Origin of the sequence: Agromyces albus (assembly GCF_030815405.1) — a bacterium.
Classification (GTDB): Bacteria; Actinomycetota; Actinomycetes; order Actinomycetales; family Microbacteriaceae; genus Agromyces; species Agromyces albus_A.
Window position 1 is genome coordinate 1,346,259 of sequence record NZ_JAUSWX010000001.1, and the last position, 18,615, is coordinate 1,364,873.

The following is an 18,615-nucleotide window of genomic DNA, read 5'->3' on the forward strand; positions in this document are numbered from 1 at the left end:
CATGAACGGGAACGATGTGACCCAGATTGATGACGCCGAGCAGATCGGCACGGCTCCGTCCACCGCGGCCGACAAGGCGCAAGTGCTCATCGACTCGCTGCCATGGCTCAAACGCTTCCACGGTGAGACGATCGTGGTGAAGTTCGGCGGCAACGCGATGGTGAGCCCAGAGCTGCAGCGCGCCTTCGCGGAAGACATGGTCTACCTTCGGTACGCGGGCATCAAGCCCGTCGTCGTGCACGGCGGTGGGCCGCAGATCTCCGCCATGCTCGCGCGGCTCGGCATCGAGAGCGAGTTCCGCGGCGGCTACCGGGTGACCACGCCCGAGACCATGGACGTGGTCCGGATGGTGCTCTCGGGTCAGGTGAACCGCGAGCTCGTGTCGCTCATCAACGAGCACGGACCGTTCGCCTCGGGCCTCTCGGGCGAAGACGCGGGCCTCTTCACCGGTCGCCGTCGCGGCGCGGTCGTCGACGGCGAAGAGGTCGACCTCGGACTCGTCGGCGATGTGATCTCCGTCGATCCTGCGGCCGTGCACGCTGACCTCGCAGCAGGGCGGATCCCCGTCGTGTCGTCGATCGCGCCCGACGGCGACGTGCCCGGCCAATCGCTCAACGTGAACGCCGACTCGGCCGCTGCCGCGCTCGCGGCAGCGCTCGGCGCGGCAAAGCTCGTGATCCTCACGGATGTCGCAGGCCTCTACCGTGATTGGCCGAACCGCGAGTCGCTCGTCTCGGTCATCGAGGTGCCCGAGCTCGAGGCGATGCTGCCAGGCCTCGAATCGGGCATGATCCCGAAGATGCGCGCGTGCCTCGACGCCGTCGAGGGCGGGGTCGCGAAGGCGGCGATCATCGACGGCCGGATCCCGCACTCGATCCTGCTCGAGGTGTTCACGCAATCCGGCATCGGAACGGAGGTCGTGCCCGCATGAACGTCTGGCAGGACCGATTCGACCGACGCCTCATGCGCTCGATGGCCATGCCGCTCGCGAAGCTCGAGCGCGGACAGGGCGCCCGCGTGTGGGACGACACGGGCAAGGAGTACCTCGACTTCCTCGCCGGCATCGCCGTCAACGCGCTCGGCCACGCGCATCCCGTGTTCATCGAGGCGGTGTCGGCGCAAGCGGCGAAGCTCGCCCACGTGTCGAACTACTTCACCACCGAGCCCGCGCTCGAGCTCGCCGAGCGCATCACCCGCCTCGCGGGGGCCGGCGACGCCGGACGCGTGTGGTTCGGCAATTCGGGCGCCGAGGCCAACGAGGCGGCGTTCAAGCTCGCCCGCCTCAACAACTCGGGGGGCGCACGCACTCGCGTGCTCTCGCTCGTCGACGGCTTCCACGGACGCACCATGGGCTCGCTCGCGCTCACCGGCAAGGCGCACATGCGCGACGCCTTCGAGCCGTTGCCCGGCGGCGTCGAGCACATCCCCGCGACCATCGAGGCGCTCGAGGCGAACATCGACGATGCGGTCGCGGCCCTCTTCGTCGAACCGATCCAAGGCGAAGCCGGCGTCGTCGAGCTTCCCGACGGTTTCCTCGAGACCGCGCGCGAGCTCACCCACCGTCACGGCGCGCTGCTCATCGTCGACGAGATCCAGACGGGCGCGGGGCGAACCGGCGAGTGGTTCGCCTTCCAGCACGCCGGCATCACGCCAGATGCGATCACCGTCGCGAAGGGCATCGGCGGTGGGTTCCCGATCGGCGCACTCGTCACGTTCGGGCGCGCGTCCTCGCTCTACTCGAAGGGCCAGCACGGTTCGACGTTCGGCGGCAACCCGCTGGCGACGGCCGTCGCGAACGCGGTGCTCGGCGAGATCGAGCGCGCCGGCCTCCTCGAGAACGCGACGCGACGTGGGCGACAGATCGGCGAACGGGTCGCGGCACTCGAATCGCCGCTCGTCGCCGGGGTCCGCGGCCGCGGCCTGCTCATCGGCATCGCCCTCACCGAGCCCGTCGCCGCGGCTGTCGTCGCCGAGGCGATGCGCGGCGGCCTCATCGTGAACGCGGCGAACGACTCCACCATCCGGATGGCGCCGCCGCTCATCATCGACGACCACGACATCGACGAGTTCGCCGCACGCCTCGGCAACTCGCTCGCCGCCGTCGCCGCCACCCTCTGACCTTCCTCGACCCACACCGAACGGAACCGCATGACCCGCCACCTCCTCCGCGACGACGACATCTCCCCGGCCGAGCAGGCTGAGATCCTCGATCTCGCGGCACGACTGAAGCAGGACCGTTGGGCGGAGCAGCCGCTCGCGGGCCCGCAGACGGTCGCCGTGATCTTCGACAAGTCGTCCACCCGCACGCGGGTGTCATTCGCTGTCGGCATCGCCGACCTCGGCGGCTCGCCCCTCATCATCTCGACGGCCAACAGCCAGCTCGGCGGCAAGGAGACGCCGTCCGACACGGCGCGCGTGCTCGAGCGGCTCGTGTCCGCGATCGTCTGGCGCACGTACGGCCAGGCGGGGCTCGAGGAGATGGCCGCCGGCACCTCGGTGCCCGTCGTCAACGCCCTCTCCGACGACTTCCACCCGTGCCAGCTGCTCGCCGACCTGCTCACCATCCGTGAGCACAAGGGCCGTCTCGCGGGCCTCACGGTGACCTTCCTGGGCGACGGGGCGAGCAACATGGCGCAGTCCTACGTGCTCGCCGGTGCCACCGCCGGGATGCACGTGCGTGTCGCGTCGCCCGAGGAGTTCGTGCCGGCGGCATCCGTCGTTGCCGATGGCGACCGCATCGCCGCGTCGACCGGCGGTTCCGTCTCGCTCTTCACCGACGCCGCCGAGGCCGTCGCCGGAGCCGACGTCGTCGTCACCGACACGTGGGTCTCGATGGGCAAGGAAGACGAGAAGGCGCATCGGGTCGCCACGTTCGGCGCCTACGGGGTCGACCGGGAGCTCATGTCGCTCGCGGCATCCGACGCCGTGTTCCTGCACTGCCTGCCCGCCGACCGCGGCTACGAGGTGTCCGCCGACGTCATCGACGGGCCGCAGTCGATCATCTGGGACGAAGCGGAGAACCGCCTGCACGCGCAGAAGGCGCTGCTCGTGTGGCTGCTCGAGCGGAAGGACGCCTGATGTCGGATCAGCAGGGAACGAACGAGGGCTCACTCTGGGGCGCCCGCTTCGCCTCGGGCCCGTCGCCCGAGCTCGCGGCGCTGTCGAAGTCGACGCACTTCGACTGGCAGCTCGCCGGGTACGACATCGCCGGCTCGCGCGCCCACGCCCGCGCCCTCTCGACGGCCGGGTATCTCACCGAGACGGAACTCGAGGAGATGCTCGCCGGTCTCGATCGCCTGGCCGAGCAGGTCGACTCGGGTGAGCTCACCGCCGCCGACAGCGACGAAGACGTGCACGGTGCCCTTGAGGCGGCGCTCATCGGCATTGTGGGGCCCGAGCTGGGCGGCAAGCTCCGGGCCGGCCGCAGTCGCAACGACCAGATCGCCACGCTCGTGCGTCTCTACCTGCGCGACCACGCCACCGTCATCGGCCAACAGCTCGTGCACCTCATCGATGCGCTCGCGGCCCAGGCCGATACGCACCGCGCGGCCGTCATGCCGGGTCGCACCCACCTCCAGCACGCCCAGCCCGTGCTGCTCGCCCACCATCTGCTCGCGCACGGGTGGGCGCTCTCCCGCGACCTCGAGCGCATCGTCGACTGGGGCCGGCGCGCGGATGTCTCGCCCTACGGCGGGGGAGCGCTCGCGGGCTCGACGCTCGGGCTCGATGCGGCATCCGTCGCCCACGACCTCGGCTTCGCCGGGCCCGCCGAGAACTCGCTCGACGGTACCGCGAGCCGCGACGTCGTCGCCGAGTTCGCGTTCGTCACCGCCATGATCGGCATCGACCTCTCGCGCATCGCCGAGGAGATCATCCTGTGGAACACGCGGGAGTTCGGCTTCGTCACCCTCGACGATGGCTACTCCACCGGATCGTCGATCATGCCGCAGAAGAAGAACCCCGACATCGCCGAGCTCGCGCGCGGCAAGTCGGGCCGACTCATCGGCAACCTCACGGGCCTGATGGCGACGCTGAAGGCGCTGCCGCTCGCCTACAACCGAGACCTGCAGGAAGACAAGGAGCCCGTCTTCGACTCCGTCGAGACGCTCGAAGTGCTGCTGCCCGCGTTCACGGGCATGGTCGCGACGCTCACCTTCCACACCGAGCGCATGGCCGAGCTCGCACCCGCGGGGTTCTCACTGGCGACGGATGTCGCGGAGTGGCTCGTGAAGCGCCGCGTGCCGTTCCGCGACGCCCACGAGATCACTGGCGCGCTCGTGCGCTATGCCGAGGAGCACTCGCTCGAGCTCGACGCCGTCGACGACGACGCGCTGGCCGCGATCTCGCCCCACCTCACGCCCGACGTGCGCGAGGTGCTCACGGTCGAGGGTTCGGTCGCGAGCCGCGACGGCATCGGCGGCACGGCCCCGGTTCGTGTCGCCGAGCAGTTCGCGCGCCTCGCCGACCGAGTGCGGCACCTCGTGGCGGGGCTTCCCGAGGAACGCCCCTGACCGGCGCGTCGGGCCTCGAGCTCGTCGACGCGAGCCGGGAGTTCTTCGCCCGCGACGCGCTCGAACTGGCGCCCCTGCTCCTCGGGGCGGTGCTGGCACACGATACCGACGAGGGCCGCGTCGCCGTGCGGCTCTCCGAGGTCGAGGCATACCGCGGCGGTGATGATCCCGGTTCGCACGCCTTTCGTGGCAGGACTCCTCGGAACGCGGTGATGTTCGGGGAGGCCGGGCATCTCTACGCGTATTTCAGCTACGGCATGCACGTGTGCCTGAACGTCGTGGCGGGGCATCCGGGCGCCTCGGCCGCCGTGCTCCTGCGGGGCGGCACCGTGGTCGAAGGGCTCGAGCTGGCGCGCCTGCGGCGAGCGGGCGCATCCGATCGGGATCTCGCTCGCGGTCCGGCACGATTGTCGCTCACGCTCGGCGTGCCGCTCTCGGCCACCGGCGCAGACCTCCTCTCGCCACCGTTCTCGATGCGAGTGCCGGTCGCACCGCTGCCGTTCGAGAGCGGACCGCGCACGGGCGTCAGCGGTGCCGGCGGGGGAACCGCGTTCCCCTGGCGGTTCTGGGTCGTGGGCGAACCGGGTGTCTCGCCGTACCGGCGGCACCGGCTCGCCGCGGAGTAACCGCCCGACGCACTCCGGGTCCGCACTGTTGTGGGGACGAAGCAGTTGCGGCACGCTCCACTCATGCGCAACTCCGACAGCCGCGACGGTCTGACCGTGCAGGCGATCGCCGGCAACCACGTGGTGCTCCTCGGCTTCAACATGGAGCGTTCCGACATCCGTACCGAGAGGGTCCTCGGCTTCGCCGTGCGCCGCACGCGCCATTCTGACGGCGACGTTCGATGGATGACGGGCATGAAGACGTTCGCGAGCGTCGAACCGAATCCGCCGCCGGGTGTGGGCCGCTCGTCGCGGCATCATCCGTTTCAATCGTTCCAGTGGGCTGACTACTCCGTCAGCCCGAACGAGCACTATACGTATCGAGTCTCGGCGATGACGGGCGCCCCCGGAGCGCTCGTCCCCGGCGCCACGGTCGATGTCTCGGTCATCACTGAACCGGTCGACCTCGGCCGCCATGCTGTCTTCTTCAACCGGGGGTCCATCGCATCGCAGGAGTACGCGCGACGGTTCCAGAACCGGCCGCCCGATGAGGTCGGCCAGGCTGCGTTCGACTGGCTCTCGCGCGGCCTCGTCGAGGGACTCGAGGCGTTCATCGGCCAAGCGGGCCCGGGTGATGCGCTGCACGGTGCGATCTTCGAGTTCAAGAACACGCGCGTGTTCAGCGCCCTCGCTGCGGCCCGTGCCCGCGGTGCGACGGTGAAGGTGCTCTACGACGGCGACTCGCAGAAGGCGGGCAATGAAGCGGCGCTCGTCGGCAGCGGTCTCGACGGCGCCGTGGCAGCGCGAGAGCGGTCGGGGCGTTTCGCCCACAACAAGTTCTTCGTCCTGAGCCGTTCGGGCGCTCCCACCGAGGTGTGGACGGGCTCGACCAACCTGTCGCAGAACGGCATCTTCGGCCACTCCAACAACGCCCACCTCGTGCGCGACGCGGGGGTCGCGGCGACGTTCGCCGACTACTGGGCTTTGCTCGAACGTGACGTCACCCGGAAGCCGACCGCGACGGAGGCGACCGCGATGACCCCCGCACCCGCACCGGTCGGCGCGATGGATACCACCGTGGTCTTCTCACCTCGCACGGATCTCGCGGCCCTCGACTGGTATGCCGAACTCGCCGGCGATGCGTCGCGTGCGCTCTTCATGACCTTCGCCTTCGGGATGGACGATCGCTTCGTCAACGTCTACGACAGGACCGATGACGTGCTGCGCTTCGCACTCATGGAGAAGAAGGGCAACGGGTCGACCTTCGCGCAGCAGGCGGCGACGATCGACCGCATCCGTCGCCGACCGAACACCACCGTCTCGGTGGGCGCACGAGTGCAGATCAACACCTTCGACCGTTGGCTCGCCGAGACCGATCGCGCCACAGCGGAAGCGCACGTGCTGTACATCCACACGAAGTACCAGCTCATCGACCCGCTGGGCGCCGACCCCATCGTGGTCGTTGGCTCGGCGAACTTCTCGAAGGCCTCGACCGACACGAACGATGAGAACATGCTGGTCATCCGCGGCAACTCCGCCGTCGCCGACGTGTACCTGGGCGAGTACATGCGGTTGTTCTCCCACTATGCGTTCCGCGAGTCGCTCAAGTTCAGCGGCGCCACCAGCCCTGTCGAGGCCCTCCGTCGCAAGCATCTCGTCGAAACCACGAAGTGGGCGGATGCCGGGTACTTCCGCGCGGGCACCGACAGGTTCCTGCGCCGACGGTACTTCGCCGGGTTGTAGCGGCTGGCGGGCGTCGCGCTCCGTCGCGAGCGCCTACTCAGCGGATCGCGAGATGCACGACGAGTGCTGCGGCGCTCGCCCAGATGAGGCTGGCGAACGTGCCGATGATGAAGCGCTCGCGTGCCTCGGGTGCCTCGAGCTCGGTGAATCGGCCGACGCCCTTCACGGCGACGACGATGGCGAGGGCTTCCGGGAAGCCGGCGACGATGGCGCCCGCCGTGGCGATGCGTTCGAGCACGCCGATGGTCAGCCCGCCGCGCAGCACTTCACGGCGCTTCGTCGACGCGATTCCCTGGCGTTCCTCACTAGCGGAGGGCTTCTCGGCGACGATGATGCCACCGTGCAGTCCGGGAGCGACCGTGCCGCCCATCGCGAGGTCGAGTGCGGTCGCTGCGGCAGGGCTGCCACCGAACAGCGCGATCGTCAGGCCCAGGATGGTGACGAGCGGTGCCAGCCCGAACTGCGCCGGTGCGCTCGCGGTCGCTGCTGCGAGGAGCGCGATGCCGAGGGTGCCGGCCGCGAACCACACGTAGGAGCGGCGCGGCCGCAGGTAGGCGAGCACCGAGAACGCCGTCGACGCGATCAGCGCGAGCAGCAGTGCCGACCAGGTCATGACGGCGGCGAGGTCGACGAGGTTCACGCAGCTCCTTCCGAACCGGGACCGTGCGGTCCGAGGCCTTCGAGCAGCATAGCGAGGCCGTCGACTCCCGCTTCGTCATTCGGGGGGAGTGTGCGTGGCCTCGCCGTCGAGCTCCTGCAGCAGTCGGATGAGCGGAGGAACAGCCTCCTCCTCGGCTCGCCACATCGCCGCCTTCAGGCGTGCGCTGACCGCGGCTGGGCTGATGTCGAGCATGGCGGCGGCCTCCTTCTGCTGTCGGCCCGACCTGACGAGCTCGACGACCTCCCAGCCCGGCTCCGTCCGGCGTTCGCGCAGCAATACGAGGAGCCGCACGAGCGGTTCGACGTCGGCCACGGTGACGCGGGTCGTGAGCGGCGCTGCTCGCAACGCGAATCGTCCATCCGCTCGCTTCGCCGCGCCCACGGCGTCGCGGGCGGCGATGAATGCGCTGCCGCTCGCCTTGCGTGCCGCGTCGGGCACGGGATAGCGGATGTCTCCGACGCCGAGCCCGACGCTCCAGCGGCCGGTGCGCGTGGTGTCGAGCACGATCGCGAGCGCGGTCTCCGCTGACGTGGTCACGAGTTGCACCTCATCGCCGGCGGTCTGGTCGACCGGGAGCATGAGCCCGTCGCCGAACTTCTCGGTGAGGTCGGCGACGAGTGCGCCGGTTCGATCCGGTTCACGGCGGCTTCCGACTTGGTCGGCGGTGATGACGAACATGTGTCTCCTCTACTGAAGGCCAAGGCATTGAGGTGAGGCAGTGAAACTTGGAGCCTAGTGCTTCAGGTGATAAAGGCTACATCATTACTTGACATGACTCAATGCTGAGGACTATATCCGATTTGACTGGATCGCGCTGATAATCTGTCGGGGTGCCAGACCCCGTGATCCTCGCTTCCCAAGAGAACGACGCCTCGTTCGACGATGTCTGGGAGGAGCTCGTGTGGCGCGGCCATGTGCACGTGTCGACCGACCGGGCCGCCCTGAAGGAGCTGCTCGCGGGGGAGCCCGTCACGTACTACTGCGGCTTCGACCCGACCGCGCCGAGCCTGCATCTCGGCAATCTCGTGCAGCTCATCGTCATGCGCCGGCTCCAGCTCGCCGGCCATCGGCCGCTCGGCCTCGTCGGGGGATCGACCGGACTGATCGGCGATCCACGGCCGACAGCCGAGCGCACGCTCAACACGCGTGAGACCGTCGCCGAATGGGTCGGCTACCTGCAGGGCCAGGTGAGCCGGTTCCTCTCGGGCGAAGGCGAGAACGCGGTGCGGCTCGTCAACAACCTCGACTGGACCGCGGGCCTTTCCGCGATCGACTTCCTGCGCGAGATCGGCAAGCACTTCCGCGTCGGCACGATGCTGAAGAAGGACGCGGTCGCTTCCCGGCTGAACTCCGAGGCGGGCATCAGCTACACCGAGTTCAGCTACCAGATCCTCCAGGGCTTCGACTACCTCGAGCTCTACCGCCACTACGGGTGCGTGCTGCAGACGGGGGGCAGCGACCAATGGGGCAACCTCACGAGCGGCACCGACCTCATCCACAAGGTCGAGGGGGCGAGCGTGCACGCCATCGGCACCCCGCTCGTCGTGAACGCCGACGGAACGAAGTTCGGCAAGAGCGAGGGGAATGCAATCTGGCTCGACGCCGCGATGTGCAGTCCCTACGCCTTCTACCAGTTCTGGCTCAACACCGATGATGCCGACGTCATCGACCGGCTGAAGGTCTTCACCTTCCTCAGCCGAGCCGAGATCGAACGGCTCGCCGGAATCGTCGAGCGTGAGGCGTTCAAGCGCGAGGCGCAGCGGGTGCTCGCCTCCGAGGTCACGACCCTCGTGCATGGGGCGGATGCCACGGCCGCCGTCATCGCCGCATCTCAAGCGCTGTTCGGGCAGGGTGATCTGGCGGCACTCGATCCAAGCACCCTCGAAGCCGCACTTCGCGAGTTGCCGAACACCACGACAGCACCCGATGCGCCGATCGTCCAGCTCCTCGTCGACACCGGCCTCGTCTCGAGCCAGAGCGAGGGCCGGCGGGCGATCGCCCAAGGGGGCGTCTCGCTCGACAATGTGCGCGTCGAAGACGAGACGGCCACGCTCGAGGGGCGCGTTTCGCGGGGTGGTATGGCGGTGCTTCGCAGGGGCAAGAAGACGCTCGCGGGCGTCTTCGTGGAGTAGGCACGACCAGCCCGAATCGGCGGTCGAAGCGCGACACGCCCGGGATGTGGGGCTGAGTTGCAGGCGCCCCCGATTCCACGTAATGTAATCACTCGTTGCCCCAAAGGAACGAAGAGCGACAGGGTCCATGAAGACCTTGGCTTATCGGCCTCAAGCGGGAACGATTCCAGGCCTCGAAGAGAGTAATCTCCGGGAGCTTGATGCATTCGGATGCGTCCTTCGGGATGGCCGGATGAGAAGAACGAAACTGCCTCGGAAGAGGCGCCGAGATCGGCGCTGAACCGGGTGCGTCCGTTTCTTGAGAACTCAACAGCGTGCACTATGTTCAATGCCAAATAACCTCGGGCATTCTCTTTTTGGGAGTGTTTGGGATTTCTTTGAGATTGATGGATTGTCAGTGATTGACAGTTCTTTGGTCAGGTCAAACAGTTTTCTTTGGAGAGTTTGATCCTGGCTCAGGACGAACGCTGGCGGCGTGCTTAACACATGCAAGTCGAACGATGAAGGGGAGCTTGCTCCTTGGATTAGTGGCGAACGGGTGAGTAACACGTGAGTAACCTGCCCTGGACTCTGGGATAACCCCGAGAAATCGGAGCTAATACCGGATAGGACCTGGAACCGCATGGTTTTGGGTGGAAAGTTTTTCGGTCTGGGATGGACTCGCGGCCTATCAGCTTGTTGGTGAGGTAATGGCTCACCAAGGCGTCGACGGGTAGCCGGCCTGAGAGGGTGACCGGCCACACTGGGACTGAGACACGGCCCAGACTCCTACGGGAGGCAGCAGTGGGGAATATTGCACAATGGGCGCAAGCCTGATGCAGCAACGCCGCGTGAGGGATGACGGCCTTCGGGTTGTAAACCTCTTTTAGTAGGGAAGAAGGGCTTCGGCTTGACGGTACCTGCAGAAAAAGCACCGGCTAACTACGTGCCAGCAGCCGCGGTAATACGTAGGGTGCGAGCGTTGTCCGGAATTATTGGGCGTAAAGAGCTCGTAGGCGGTTTGTCACGTCTGCTGTGAAATCCCGAGGCTCAACCTCGGGCCTGCAGTGGGTACGGGCAGACTGGAGTGCGGTAGGGGAGATTGGAATTCCTGGTGTAGCGGTGGAATGCGCAGATATCAGGAGGAACACCGATGGCGAAGGCAGATCTCTGGGCCGTAACTGACGCTGAGGAGCGAAAGCGTGGGGAGCGAACAGGATTAGATACCCTGGTAGTCCACGCCGTAAACGTTGGGCGCTAGATGTGGGGACCTTTCCACGGTTTCCGTGTCGTAGCTAACGCATTAAGCGCCCCGCCTGGGGAGTACGGCCGCAAGGCTAAAACTCAAAGGAATTGACGGGGGCCCGCACAAGCGGCGGAGCATGCGGATTAATTCGATGCAACGCGAAGAACCTTACCAAGGCTTGACATAACCGAGAACGCCGCAGAAATGTGGAACTCTTTGGACACTCGGTTACAGGTGGTGCATGGTTGTCGTCAGCTCGTGTCGTGAGATGTTGGGTTAAGTCCCGCAACGAGCGCAACCCTCGTCGTATGTTGCCAGCACGTAATGGTGGGAACTCATATGAGACTGCCGGGGTCAACTCGGAGGAAGGTGGGGATGACGTCAAATCATCATGCCCCTTATGTCTTGGGCTTCACGCATGCTACAATGGCCGGTACAAAGGGTTGCGATGTCGTAAGGCGGAGCGAATCCCAAAAAGCCGGTCTCAGTTCGGATTGAGGTCTGCAACTCGACCTCATGAAGTCGGAGTCGCTAGTAATCGCAGATCAGCAACGCTGCGGTGAATACGTTCCCGGGCCTTGTACACACCGCCCGTCAAGTCATGAAAGTCGGTAACACCCGAAGCCGGTGGCCTAACCCCTTGTGGGAGGGAGCTGTCGAAGGTGGGATCGGTGATTAGGACTAAGTCGTAACAAGGTAGCCGTACCGGAAGGTGCGGCTGGATCACCTCCTTTCTAAGGAGCATCTGGCAACTTTGGTTGTCCAGGCATGCCAGATCAGGGGCGTTCGTTCCCTGCTGGTGGCTCATGGGTGGAACATTGACATAGGTGCCGGTTGATTCCGGCTGGAGCTAGTACGCCTCTTCGGGGGTTGGAAGGTTCTGGTCGGTGGAGGCCGGCACGTGCACGCTGTTGGGTCCTGAGGGACCGGACGACTTCTTGCCTTTCGGGGTGGGGGGTGATGGTTTCTTACAGGCCTTCATCGAGACCGGCTTTTTGGCCGTGTGGGTGTGGGGGTTCTGGCCGTCTGTTGAGAACTACATAGTGGACGCGAGCATCTTAGAAACGGGACTTTGGTCCTGTTTCACAAAAGGTGAATCGCCAATCGGGTGCCTTTCGGGGTGCTCTGTTTGGTGTTTCACTGGTCAATTTCGCAGCATCGCCTTTCGGGGTGGTGTTGCACGATTCGATCTCATGTGATTTCAAGTTTTTAAGAGCAAACGGTGGATGCCTTGGCATCTGGAGCCGAAGAAGGACGTCGTAATCTGCGATAAGCCTCGGGGAGCTGATAAACGAGCTGTGATCCGAGGATTTCCGAATGGGGAAACCCCGCCAGGCCCTTTGGGTGACCTGGTGACTCCCGCCTGAATATATAGGGCGGGTAGAGGGAACGTGGGGAAGTGAAACATCTCAGTACCCACAGGAAGAGAAAACAACCGTGATTCCGTAAGTAGTGGCGAGCGAACGCGGATGAGGCTAAACCGAGCCATGTGTGATACCCGGCAGGGGTTGCATGGTCGGGGTTGTGGGACCTTTCGGAATGTGCTGCCGCGCATTCACGGTGACGCGTCAGGTATAGACGAATGGCATTGAAAGGCCAACCGGAGTGGGTGTGAGTCCCGTAGTCGAAATGCCTGGCCGGCCGGAGAGGTATCCCAAGTAGCACGGGGCCCGAGAAATCCCGTGTGAATCTGTCAGGACCACCTGATAAGCCTAAATACTCCCAGATGACCGATAGCGGACAAGTACCGTGAGGGAAAGGTGAAAAGTACCCCGGGAGGGGAGTGAAATAGTACCTGAAACCGTTTGCTTACAAACCGTTGGAGCCTCCTTGTTGGGGTGACAGCGTGCCTTTTGAAGAATGAGCCTGCGAGTTAGTGATATGTGGCGAGGTTAACCCGTGTGGGGCAGCCGTAGCGAAAGCGAGTCTGAATAGGGCGATTCAGTCGCATGTCCTAGACCCGAAGCGAAGTGATCTATCCATGGCCAGGTTGAAGCGACGGTAAGACGTCGTGGAGGACCGAACCCACTTCAGTTGAAAATGGAGGGGATGAGCTGTGGATAGGGGTGAAAGGCCAATCAAACTTCGTGATAGCTGGTTCTCTCCGAAATGCATTTAGGTGCAGCGTTGCGTGTTTCTTGCTGGAGGTAGAGCTACTGGATGGCCGATGGGCCCTAAAAGGTTACTGACGTCAGCCAAACTCCGAATGCCGGTAAGTGAGAGCGCAGCAGTGAGACGGTGGGGGATAAGCTTCATCGTCGAGAGGGAAACAACCCAGACCACCAACTAAGGTCCCTAAGCGCGTGCTAAGTGGGAAAGGATGTGGAGTTGCACAGACAACCAGGAGGTTGGCTTAGAAGCAGCCACCCTTGAAAGAGTGCGTAATAGCTCACTGGTCAAGTGATTCCGCGCCGACAATGTAACGGGGCTCAAGCACGCCACCGAAGTTGTGGCATTGACATTTGTGGTAGGCCTTCGTGGTCCAGCCGTGTTGATGGGTAGGAGAGCGTCGTGTGGCCAGCGAAGCGGCGGTGTGAACCAGCCGTGGAGGCCACACGAGTGAGAATGCAGGCATGAGTAGCGAAAGACGGGTGAGAAACCCGTCCTCCGGAAGACCAAGGGTTCCAGGGTCAAGCTAATCTGCCCTGGGTAAGTCGGGACCTAAGGCGAGGCCGACAGGCGTAGTCGATGGACAACGGGTTGATATTCCCGTACCGGCGAAGAACCGCCCACATGAAATCAGGAGTGCTAAGCATCCCAAGCCGCGTGGATCCCTTCGGGGACGATCGCGGGGCGGCATGCGACCCCATCTGGTGGAGTGAGCGTATTAACAGGTGTGACGCAGGAAGGTAGCCGATCCCGGGCGATGGTAGTCCCGGGGCAAGTGCGTAGGCCGAACCGTAGGCAAATCCGCGGTTCATCAAGGCTGAGACACGATGCGGATAAAAAGTTGGTGATCCTATGCTGCCGAGAAAAGCATCGACGCGAGGTTCTAGCCGCCCGTACCCCAAACCGACTCAGGTGGTCAGGTAGAGAATACCAAGGAGATCGAGAGAATCGTGGTTAAGGAACTCGGCAAAATGCCCCCGTAACTTCGGGAGAAGGGGGGCCTAAGGCGTGATCGGACTTGCTCCGGGAGCGCTGTAGGGCCGCAGAGACCAGTGGGAAGCGACTGTTTACTAAAAACACAGGTCCGTGCTAAGTCGCAAGACGATGTATACGGACTGACGCCTGCCCGGTGCTGGAAGGTTAAGAGGACCGGTTAGCCGCAAGGCGAAGCTGAGAATTTAAGCCCCAGTAAACGGCGGTGGTAACTATAACCATCCTAAGGTAGCGAAATTCCTTGTCGGGTAAGTTCCGACCTGCACGAATGGCGTAACGACTTCCCAGCTGTCTCAACCGCGAACTCGGCGAAATTGCATTACGAGTAAAGATGCTCGTTACGCGCAGCAGGACGGAAAGACCCCGTGACCTTTACTACAGCTTGGTATTGGTGTTCGGTGTGGCTTGTGTAGGATAGGTGGGAGACTGTGAAGCTGGCACGCTAGTGTCGGTGGAGTCATTGTTGAAATACCACTCTGGTCACTCTGGATATCTAACTTCGAACCGTGATCCGGTTCAGGGACAGTGCCTGGTGGGTAGTTTAACTGGGGCGGTTGCCTCCCAAAGAGTAACGGAGGCGCCCAAAGGTTCCCTCAACCTGGTTGGCAATCAGGTGGCGAGTGTAAGTGCACAAGGGAGCTTGACTGTGAGACTGACAGGTCGAGCAGGGACGAAAGTCGGGACTAGTGATCCGGCAGTGGCTTGTGGAAGCGCTGTCGCTCAACGGATAAAAGGTACCTCGGGGATAACAGGCTGATCTTGCCCAAGAGTCCATATCGACGGCATGGTTTGGCACCTCGATGTCGGCTCGTCGCATCCTGGGGCTGGAGTAGGTCCCAAGGGTTGGGCTGTTCGCCCATTAAAGCGGTACGCGAGCTGGGTTTAGAACGTCGTGAGACAGTTCGGTCCCTATCCGCTGCGCGCGTAGGAAATTTGAGAGGATCTGACCCTAGTACGAGAGGACCGGGTTGGACGAACCTCTGGTGTGCCAGTTGTTCCGCCAGGAGCACCGCTGGTTAGCTACGTTCGGGATGGATAACCGCTGAAAGCATCTAAGCGGGAAGCCGGCCTCGAGATGAGATTTCCATCCCTTCGGGGGAGAGGCTCCCAGCCAGACGACTGGGTTGATAGGCCGGATGTGGAAGACAGGACTAAAGACTGTCGGAGCTGACCGGTACTAATAAGCCGATAACTTGACAATCACTACACTCACAACGTTTGAACACATTTCATGTAAAGGCCGTGTGAGTGGCCCTCTAGATTGCTCGCGTCCACTCTGTGGTTCCCTTCAGACGGAAACAGACCACAACATAATTCAACACAGCACCACCCTGCCCACACCAGGCAACGACCCCGGTCGTTCCCGGTGTCGGGCGGGTCACCGAGACCACACACCCCACCACCACGTGGCAGCGGGTGTGGCTAGAGTTTCGGCGGCCATAGCGCGAGGGAAACGCCCGGACACATTCCGAACCCGGAAGCTAAGACTCGCAGCGCCGATGGTACTGCAGGGGCGACCCTGTGGGAGAGTAGGACACCGCCGGACAATCATTAAGTGGAATGGCCACCCGAAGACGGGTGGCCATTCTGCGTTAAGGCCGGTATCCGATGTCGGCCGAGTACGGTTGAGTTCGACGAGAACTCCACATACGACAGGACAATCGTGAGCGATTCCAGGCATGACTCGGGGGACCAGGAGCGTCCGAAGCGATCCGAGCGACCGCACGGCGCCGGCGGTGGTGCAGCAGGGCGAACCGGCGGCCCAGCGAAGCGCCCCTCCACTGATCGCGGCGACAAGCGCCCGTACGGTGACCGCGAAGCGAAGCGTCCGTCCATGGATCGCGGCGAGAAGCGTCCGCCGTATGGTGACCGTGACGCCAAGCGTCCGTCCACGGATCGTGACGCGAAGCGCCCGCCGCATGGTGACCGTGACGCCAAGCGTCCATATGACCGTGACGCCAAGCGTCCATATGACCGTGACGCGAAGCGTCCATTCGGCGACCGTGATGCGAAGCGTCCCGCGACGGACCGCGGTGAGAAGCGTCCGCCGTACGGTGACCGTGACGCCAAGCGTCCGTATGACCGTGACGCGAAGCGCCCATTCGGTGACCGCGATGCGAAGCGTCCGTCCACGGACCGTGGCGAGAAGCGCCCCTACGGTGACCGAGACGCGAAGCGTCCGTCGACGTATGGTGACCGGGACGCGAAGCGTCCGGCATATGGTGACCGTGATGCGAAGCGTCCTTTCGACCGTGACGCCAAGCGCCCGTCGACCGATCGCGGCGAGAAGCGCCCGTACGGTGATCGCGATACCAAGCGTCCCTACGACCGTGATGCGAAGCGTCCCGCGACGGACCGCGGCGAGAAGCGTCCTGCGTATGGTGACCGTGATGCGAAGCGTCCGTCGTATGGTGACCGTGATGCCAAGCGTCCCTACGGTGACCGTGATGCGAAGCGTCCCTACGGTGGTGCGGGTCGGACCGATGACCGTCGTGGCGGTGCAGGCGGACGCCCCGATGCTCGGGGCGGACCTCGCGACGAGCCGCGCGAGACGTTCGGAGCCAGCGACCTCGCGATCCGTCCGCGTCACGACGCACCCGACATCCCCGAGCGCATCGAAGCGCGCGATCTCGACAAGAGCGCGCGCGGCGAGCTGCGCACGCTGAGCAAGGAGAACGCGGATTGGGTGGCACGCCATCTCGTCGCCGCATCCGAACTCCTCGAAGACGACCCCGAGCTCGCCCACGAGCACGCGCTCTCAGCCGGCCGTCGTGCCGGTCGTATCGCTGTCGTGCGCGAGACGCTCGCGATCACGGCGTACGCGACGGGCGACTTCGCACTCGCGCTGCGTGAACTGCGCACGTACCGCCGGATCTCCGGCAACAACGACCAGTTGCCGCTCATGGTCGACAGTGAGCGCGGCGTCGGTCGCCCCGACCGCGCGCTCGAGGTCGGACGTGCCGTCGATCGTGCCGAGCTCGCGCCTGCGGTGCAGGTGGGCCTCGCCATCGCGATGTCGGGCGCGCGTCTTGACCTCGGCCAGCCTGAGCTCGCGCTGGCCGAACTCGAGATCCCGCAACTCGATCCCGATCGAGCCTTCTCATACAGCCCCGCGCTGTTCTCCGCGTACGCAGAGGTGCTCGAAGAACTCGGCCGGAAAGCGGATGCCGCGACCTGGCGCGCCCGCGCCGAACGCGCAGAGGCGGCGCTCGGCGGGCCCGCAGAATCCGAGGTCTTCGAGATCTTCGAGGTCGAACTCGAGGACGAGGAGGAGGTTCCGACGGCGACAGCTCTGGCGGATTCACGCGACGAGTCGGTCGAATCCGACGAGCCCGTTGGAGCCGACCCGACCGACGAGCCTGTTGGAGCCGACGAGCCCGAGGCCAGCATCGAGGCGGGCGTGCCCGCCGACGCCGACGCCGACGGCGAGACGGAGGCCGGCGAGTCGGCGACACCCGACGAGGCGCTCGACGACGACGGCGACGACTTCGATCCCGGTGCCGTGCTCGAGGACGATGTCGCCGCGGTGCTGGCGGAGGGTGCCGAACTCGACGCCGCCGGAGGCGCCGACGACACGGAGGGCGCGCCCGATGGGCCTGTTCGGAACGAGGACTGACTCGGCGACCCCGCTCGACGGGGTCGATGCCGTGTTCGCCGACCTCGACGGCGTCGTCTATGCAGGGGCACACGCGATTCCCTACGCGGTCGACAGCCTCAATCTCACCAAGAGCGAGCGGGCCGTCGGGTACATCACCAACAACGCCTCGCGAAGCGATGCATCCGTCGCCCTTCATCTCGCGGAGCTGGGACTCGACGTCGTGCCGACCGACGTCGTCACGTCGCCGCAAGCGGCCATGACCCTGCTCGACGAGCACGTCTCGCCGGGAGCGCTCGTGCTCGTGGTGGGCGGCGAGGGCATCGTCACCGAGCTCGGCAAGCGCGGCTATCGCGTGACGCGATCCGCTGATGACGGGCCCGACGCCGTCGTGCAGGGCTTCGCTCCCGAGGTCGGCTGGCGCGAGCTCGCCGAGGCGGCGTTCGCCCTGAACGCGCACGGCGGACCTGATGCCGCGGGTGGCATCCCGTGGATCGCGACGAACATGGACTGGACCATTCCCGTGGCGCGTGGCATCGCCCCGGGGAACGGCACCCTGGTCTCGGCGGTGCACACCGCCGTCGGGCGGTTCCCGCTCGTCGCAGGCAAGCCCGAGACGCCGATCTTCGACGAGGCACGCCGCCGCTTCGCGAGCGAACGACCGCTCGTGGTCGGCGATCGCCTCGACACCGACATCCTGGGCGCCAACCGCGCGGGCATGACGAGCGCGGTCGTGCTCACCGGCATCGACCGCGCGAAACAACTGCTCGCCGCGGATGCCTCGAGCCGCCCAGACTTCATCCTCGCCGACCTGCGCGGGCTGCACGAGCCCTACCCGGCGTCCGAGCAGGTGCGCGACGGCGCGATCCGCGTCGGCGGTGCGCGCGTGCGCCTCGACGGCAGGCGCGTCGTCATCGCGGACGAGGGGGACGGTGGCCTCGATCTCCTCCGCGCCGCCTGCGCTGCCATCTGGCAATCGGGCATCGCCATCCACGCCCTCGACGTGCCGCCGCGGTTGTACGCCTGAGCAGCGACCGGCGC

General features: G+C 65.1%; 11 protein-coding genes and 3 rRNA genes. 12 read left to right on the plus strand and 2 right to left on the minus strand.

What is annotated here, in order from left to right; translation table 11 throughout:
* The first annotated feature begins 1 nt into the window (after nt 1).
* The 6 genes from argB (at nt 2) to QFZ29_RS06280 (ending at nt 6,859) form a co-directional block, all read left to right on the plus strand.
* Nucleotides 2–931: an acetylglutamate kinase gene (gene argB, locus QFZ29_RS06255; protein WP_129522270.1), complete on the plus strand. Its 930-nt coding sequence runs from the start codon at nt 2–4 to the stop codon at nt 929–931.
* On the plus strand, nt 928–2,118 hold the full coding sequence (locus QFZ29_RS06260; RefSeq protein ID WP_306893342.1) for an acetylornithine transaminase: 1,191 nt from the start codon (nt 928–930) through the stop codon (nt 2,116–2,118). Before argB ends, QFZ29_RS06260 begins: the two co-directional genes overlap by 4 nt.
* 30 nt (nt 2,119–2,148) lie before the next feature.
* On the plus strand, nt 2,149–3,078 hold the full coding sequence (gene argF, locus QFZ29_RS06265) for an ornithine carbamoyltransferase (RefSeq protein ID WP_306893343.1): 930 nt from the start codon (nt 2,149–2,151) through the stop codon (nt 3,076–3,078).
* Complete coding sequence (gene argH / locus QFZ29_RS06270) at nt 3,078–4,511, plus strand: argininosuccinate lyase (RefSeq protein WP_306893344.1); 1,434 nt, start codon at nt 3,078–3,080, stop codon at nt 4,509–4,511. Before argF ends, argH begins: the two co-directional genes overlap by 1 nt.
* Nucleotides 4,508–5,137 carry a DNA-3-methyladenine glycosylase gene (locus QFZ29_RS06275; protein ID WP_373426262.1) on the plus strand — a complete coding sequence of 210 codons (630 nt, stop codon included), beginning with the start codon at nt 4,508–4,510 and terminating at the stop codon, nt 5,135–5,137. Before argH ends, QFZ29_RS06275 begins: the two co-directional genes overlap by 4 nt.
* Before the next feature lie 63 nt (nt 5,138–5,200).
* Nucleotides 5,201–6,859 carry a phospholipase D-like domain-containing protein gene (locus tag QFZ29_RS06280; protein WP_306893345.1) on the plus strand — a complete coding sequence of 553 codons (1,659 nt, stop codon included), beginning with the start codon at nt 5,201–5,203 and terminating at the stop codon, nt 6,857–6,859.
* A 37-nt stretch (nt 6,860–6,896) separates the two neighbouring features.
* On the opposite strand, the gene QFZ29_RS06285 is transcribed toward QFZ29_RS06280, so the two are convergent.
* A complete protein-coding gene (locus QFZ29_RS06285) occupies nt 6,897–7,499 on the minus strand; it encodes a hypothetical protein (RefSeq protein WP_306893346.1) in 603 nt (200 codons plus the stop codon).
* A gap of 75 nt (nt 7,500–7,574) precedes the next feature.
* A complete protein-coding gene (locus QFZ29_RS06290; protein ID WP_306893347.1) occupies nt 7,575–8,198 on the minus strand; it encodes a DNA-binding protein in 624 nt (207 codons plus the stop codon).
* A gap of 152 nt (nt 8,199–8,350) precedes the next feature.
* Between QFZ29_RS06290 and tyrS the strand changes: the two genes are divergently transcribed.
* The 6 genes from tyrS to QFZ29_RS06320 all read left to right on the plus strand — a co-directional run bounded on the left by tyrS (nt 8,351) and on the right by QFZ29_RS06320 (nt 18,601).
* Nucleotides 8,351–9,652 carry a tyrosine--tRNA ligase gene (gene tyrS / locus QFZ29_RS06295; protein ID WP_306893348.1) on the plus strand — a complete coding sequence of 434 codons (1,302 nt, stop codon included), beginning with the start codon at nt 8,351–8,353 and terminating at the stop codon, nt 9,650–9,652.
* A gap of 432 nt (nt 9,653–10,084) precedes the next feature.
* Nucleotides 10,085–11,611, plus strand: a 16S ribosomal RNA gene (locus QFZ29_RS06300).
* A 465-nt stretch (nt 11,612–12,076) separates the two neighbouring features.
* Nucleotides 12,077–15,180: ribosomal RNA gene (locus tag QFZ29_RS06305) — 23S ribosomal RNA — on the plus strand.
* A 228-nt stretch (nt 15,181–15,408) separates the two neighbouring features.
* Nucleotides 15,409–15,525 (plus strand): 5S ribosomal RNA (gene rrf / locus QFZ29_RS06310).
* Together the 16S, 23S and 5S rRNA genes form the textbook arrangement of a ribosomal RNA operon.
* Nucleotides 15,526–16,665: 1,140 nt before the next feature.
* Nucleotides 16,666–17,595, plus strand: a complete 930-nt coding sequence (locus QFZ29_RS06315) for a hypothetical protein (protein WP_306893349.1) — start codon at nt 16,666–16,668, stop codon at nt 17,593–17,595.
* Nucleotides 17,570–18,601, plus strand: a complete 1,032-nt coding sequence (locus QFZ29_RS06320; RefSeq protein ID WP_306893350.1) for an HAD-IIA family hydrolase — start codon at nt 17,570–17,572, stop codon at nt 18,599–18,601. Before QFZ29_RS06315 ends, QFZ29_RS06320 begins: the two co-directional genes overlap by 26 nt.
* Nucleotides 18,602–18,615: the final 14 nt, after the last annotated feature.

Excerpts from the sequence above, each read along its gene's own strand:
- argB (WP_129522270.1), top strand. The coding sequence starts at position 2 with ATGAACGGGAACGATGTGACCCAGATTGATGACGCCGAGCAGATCGGC.
- QFZ29_RS06260 (WP_306893342.1), top strand. The coding sequence starts at position 928 with ATGAACGTCTGGCAGGACCGATTCGACCGACGCCTCATGCGCTCGATG.
- argF (WP_306893343.1), top strand. The coding sequence starts at position 2,149 with ATGACCCGCCACCTCCTCCGCGACGACGACATCTCCCCGGCCGAGCAG.
- argH (WP_306893344.1), top strand. The coding sequence starts at position 3,078 with ATGTCGGATCAGCAGGGAACGAACGAGGGCTCACTCTGGGGCGCCCGC.
- QFZ29_RS06280 (WP_306893345.1), top strand. The coding sequence starts at position 5,201 with ATGCGCAACTCCGACAGCCGCGACGGTCTGACCGTGCAGGCGATCGCC.
- QFZ29_RS06290 (WP_306893347.1), bottom strand. The coding sequence starts at position 8,198 with ATGTTCGTCATCACCGCCGACCAAGTCGGAAGCCGCCGTGAACCGGAT.
- QFZ29_RS06320 (WP_306893350.1), top strand. The coding sequence starts at position 17,570 with ATGGGCCTGTTCGGAACGAGGACTGACTCGGCGACCCCGCTCGACGGG.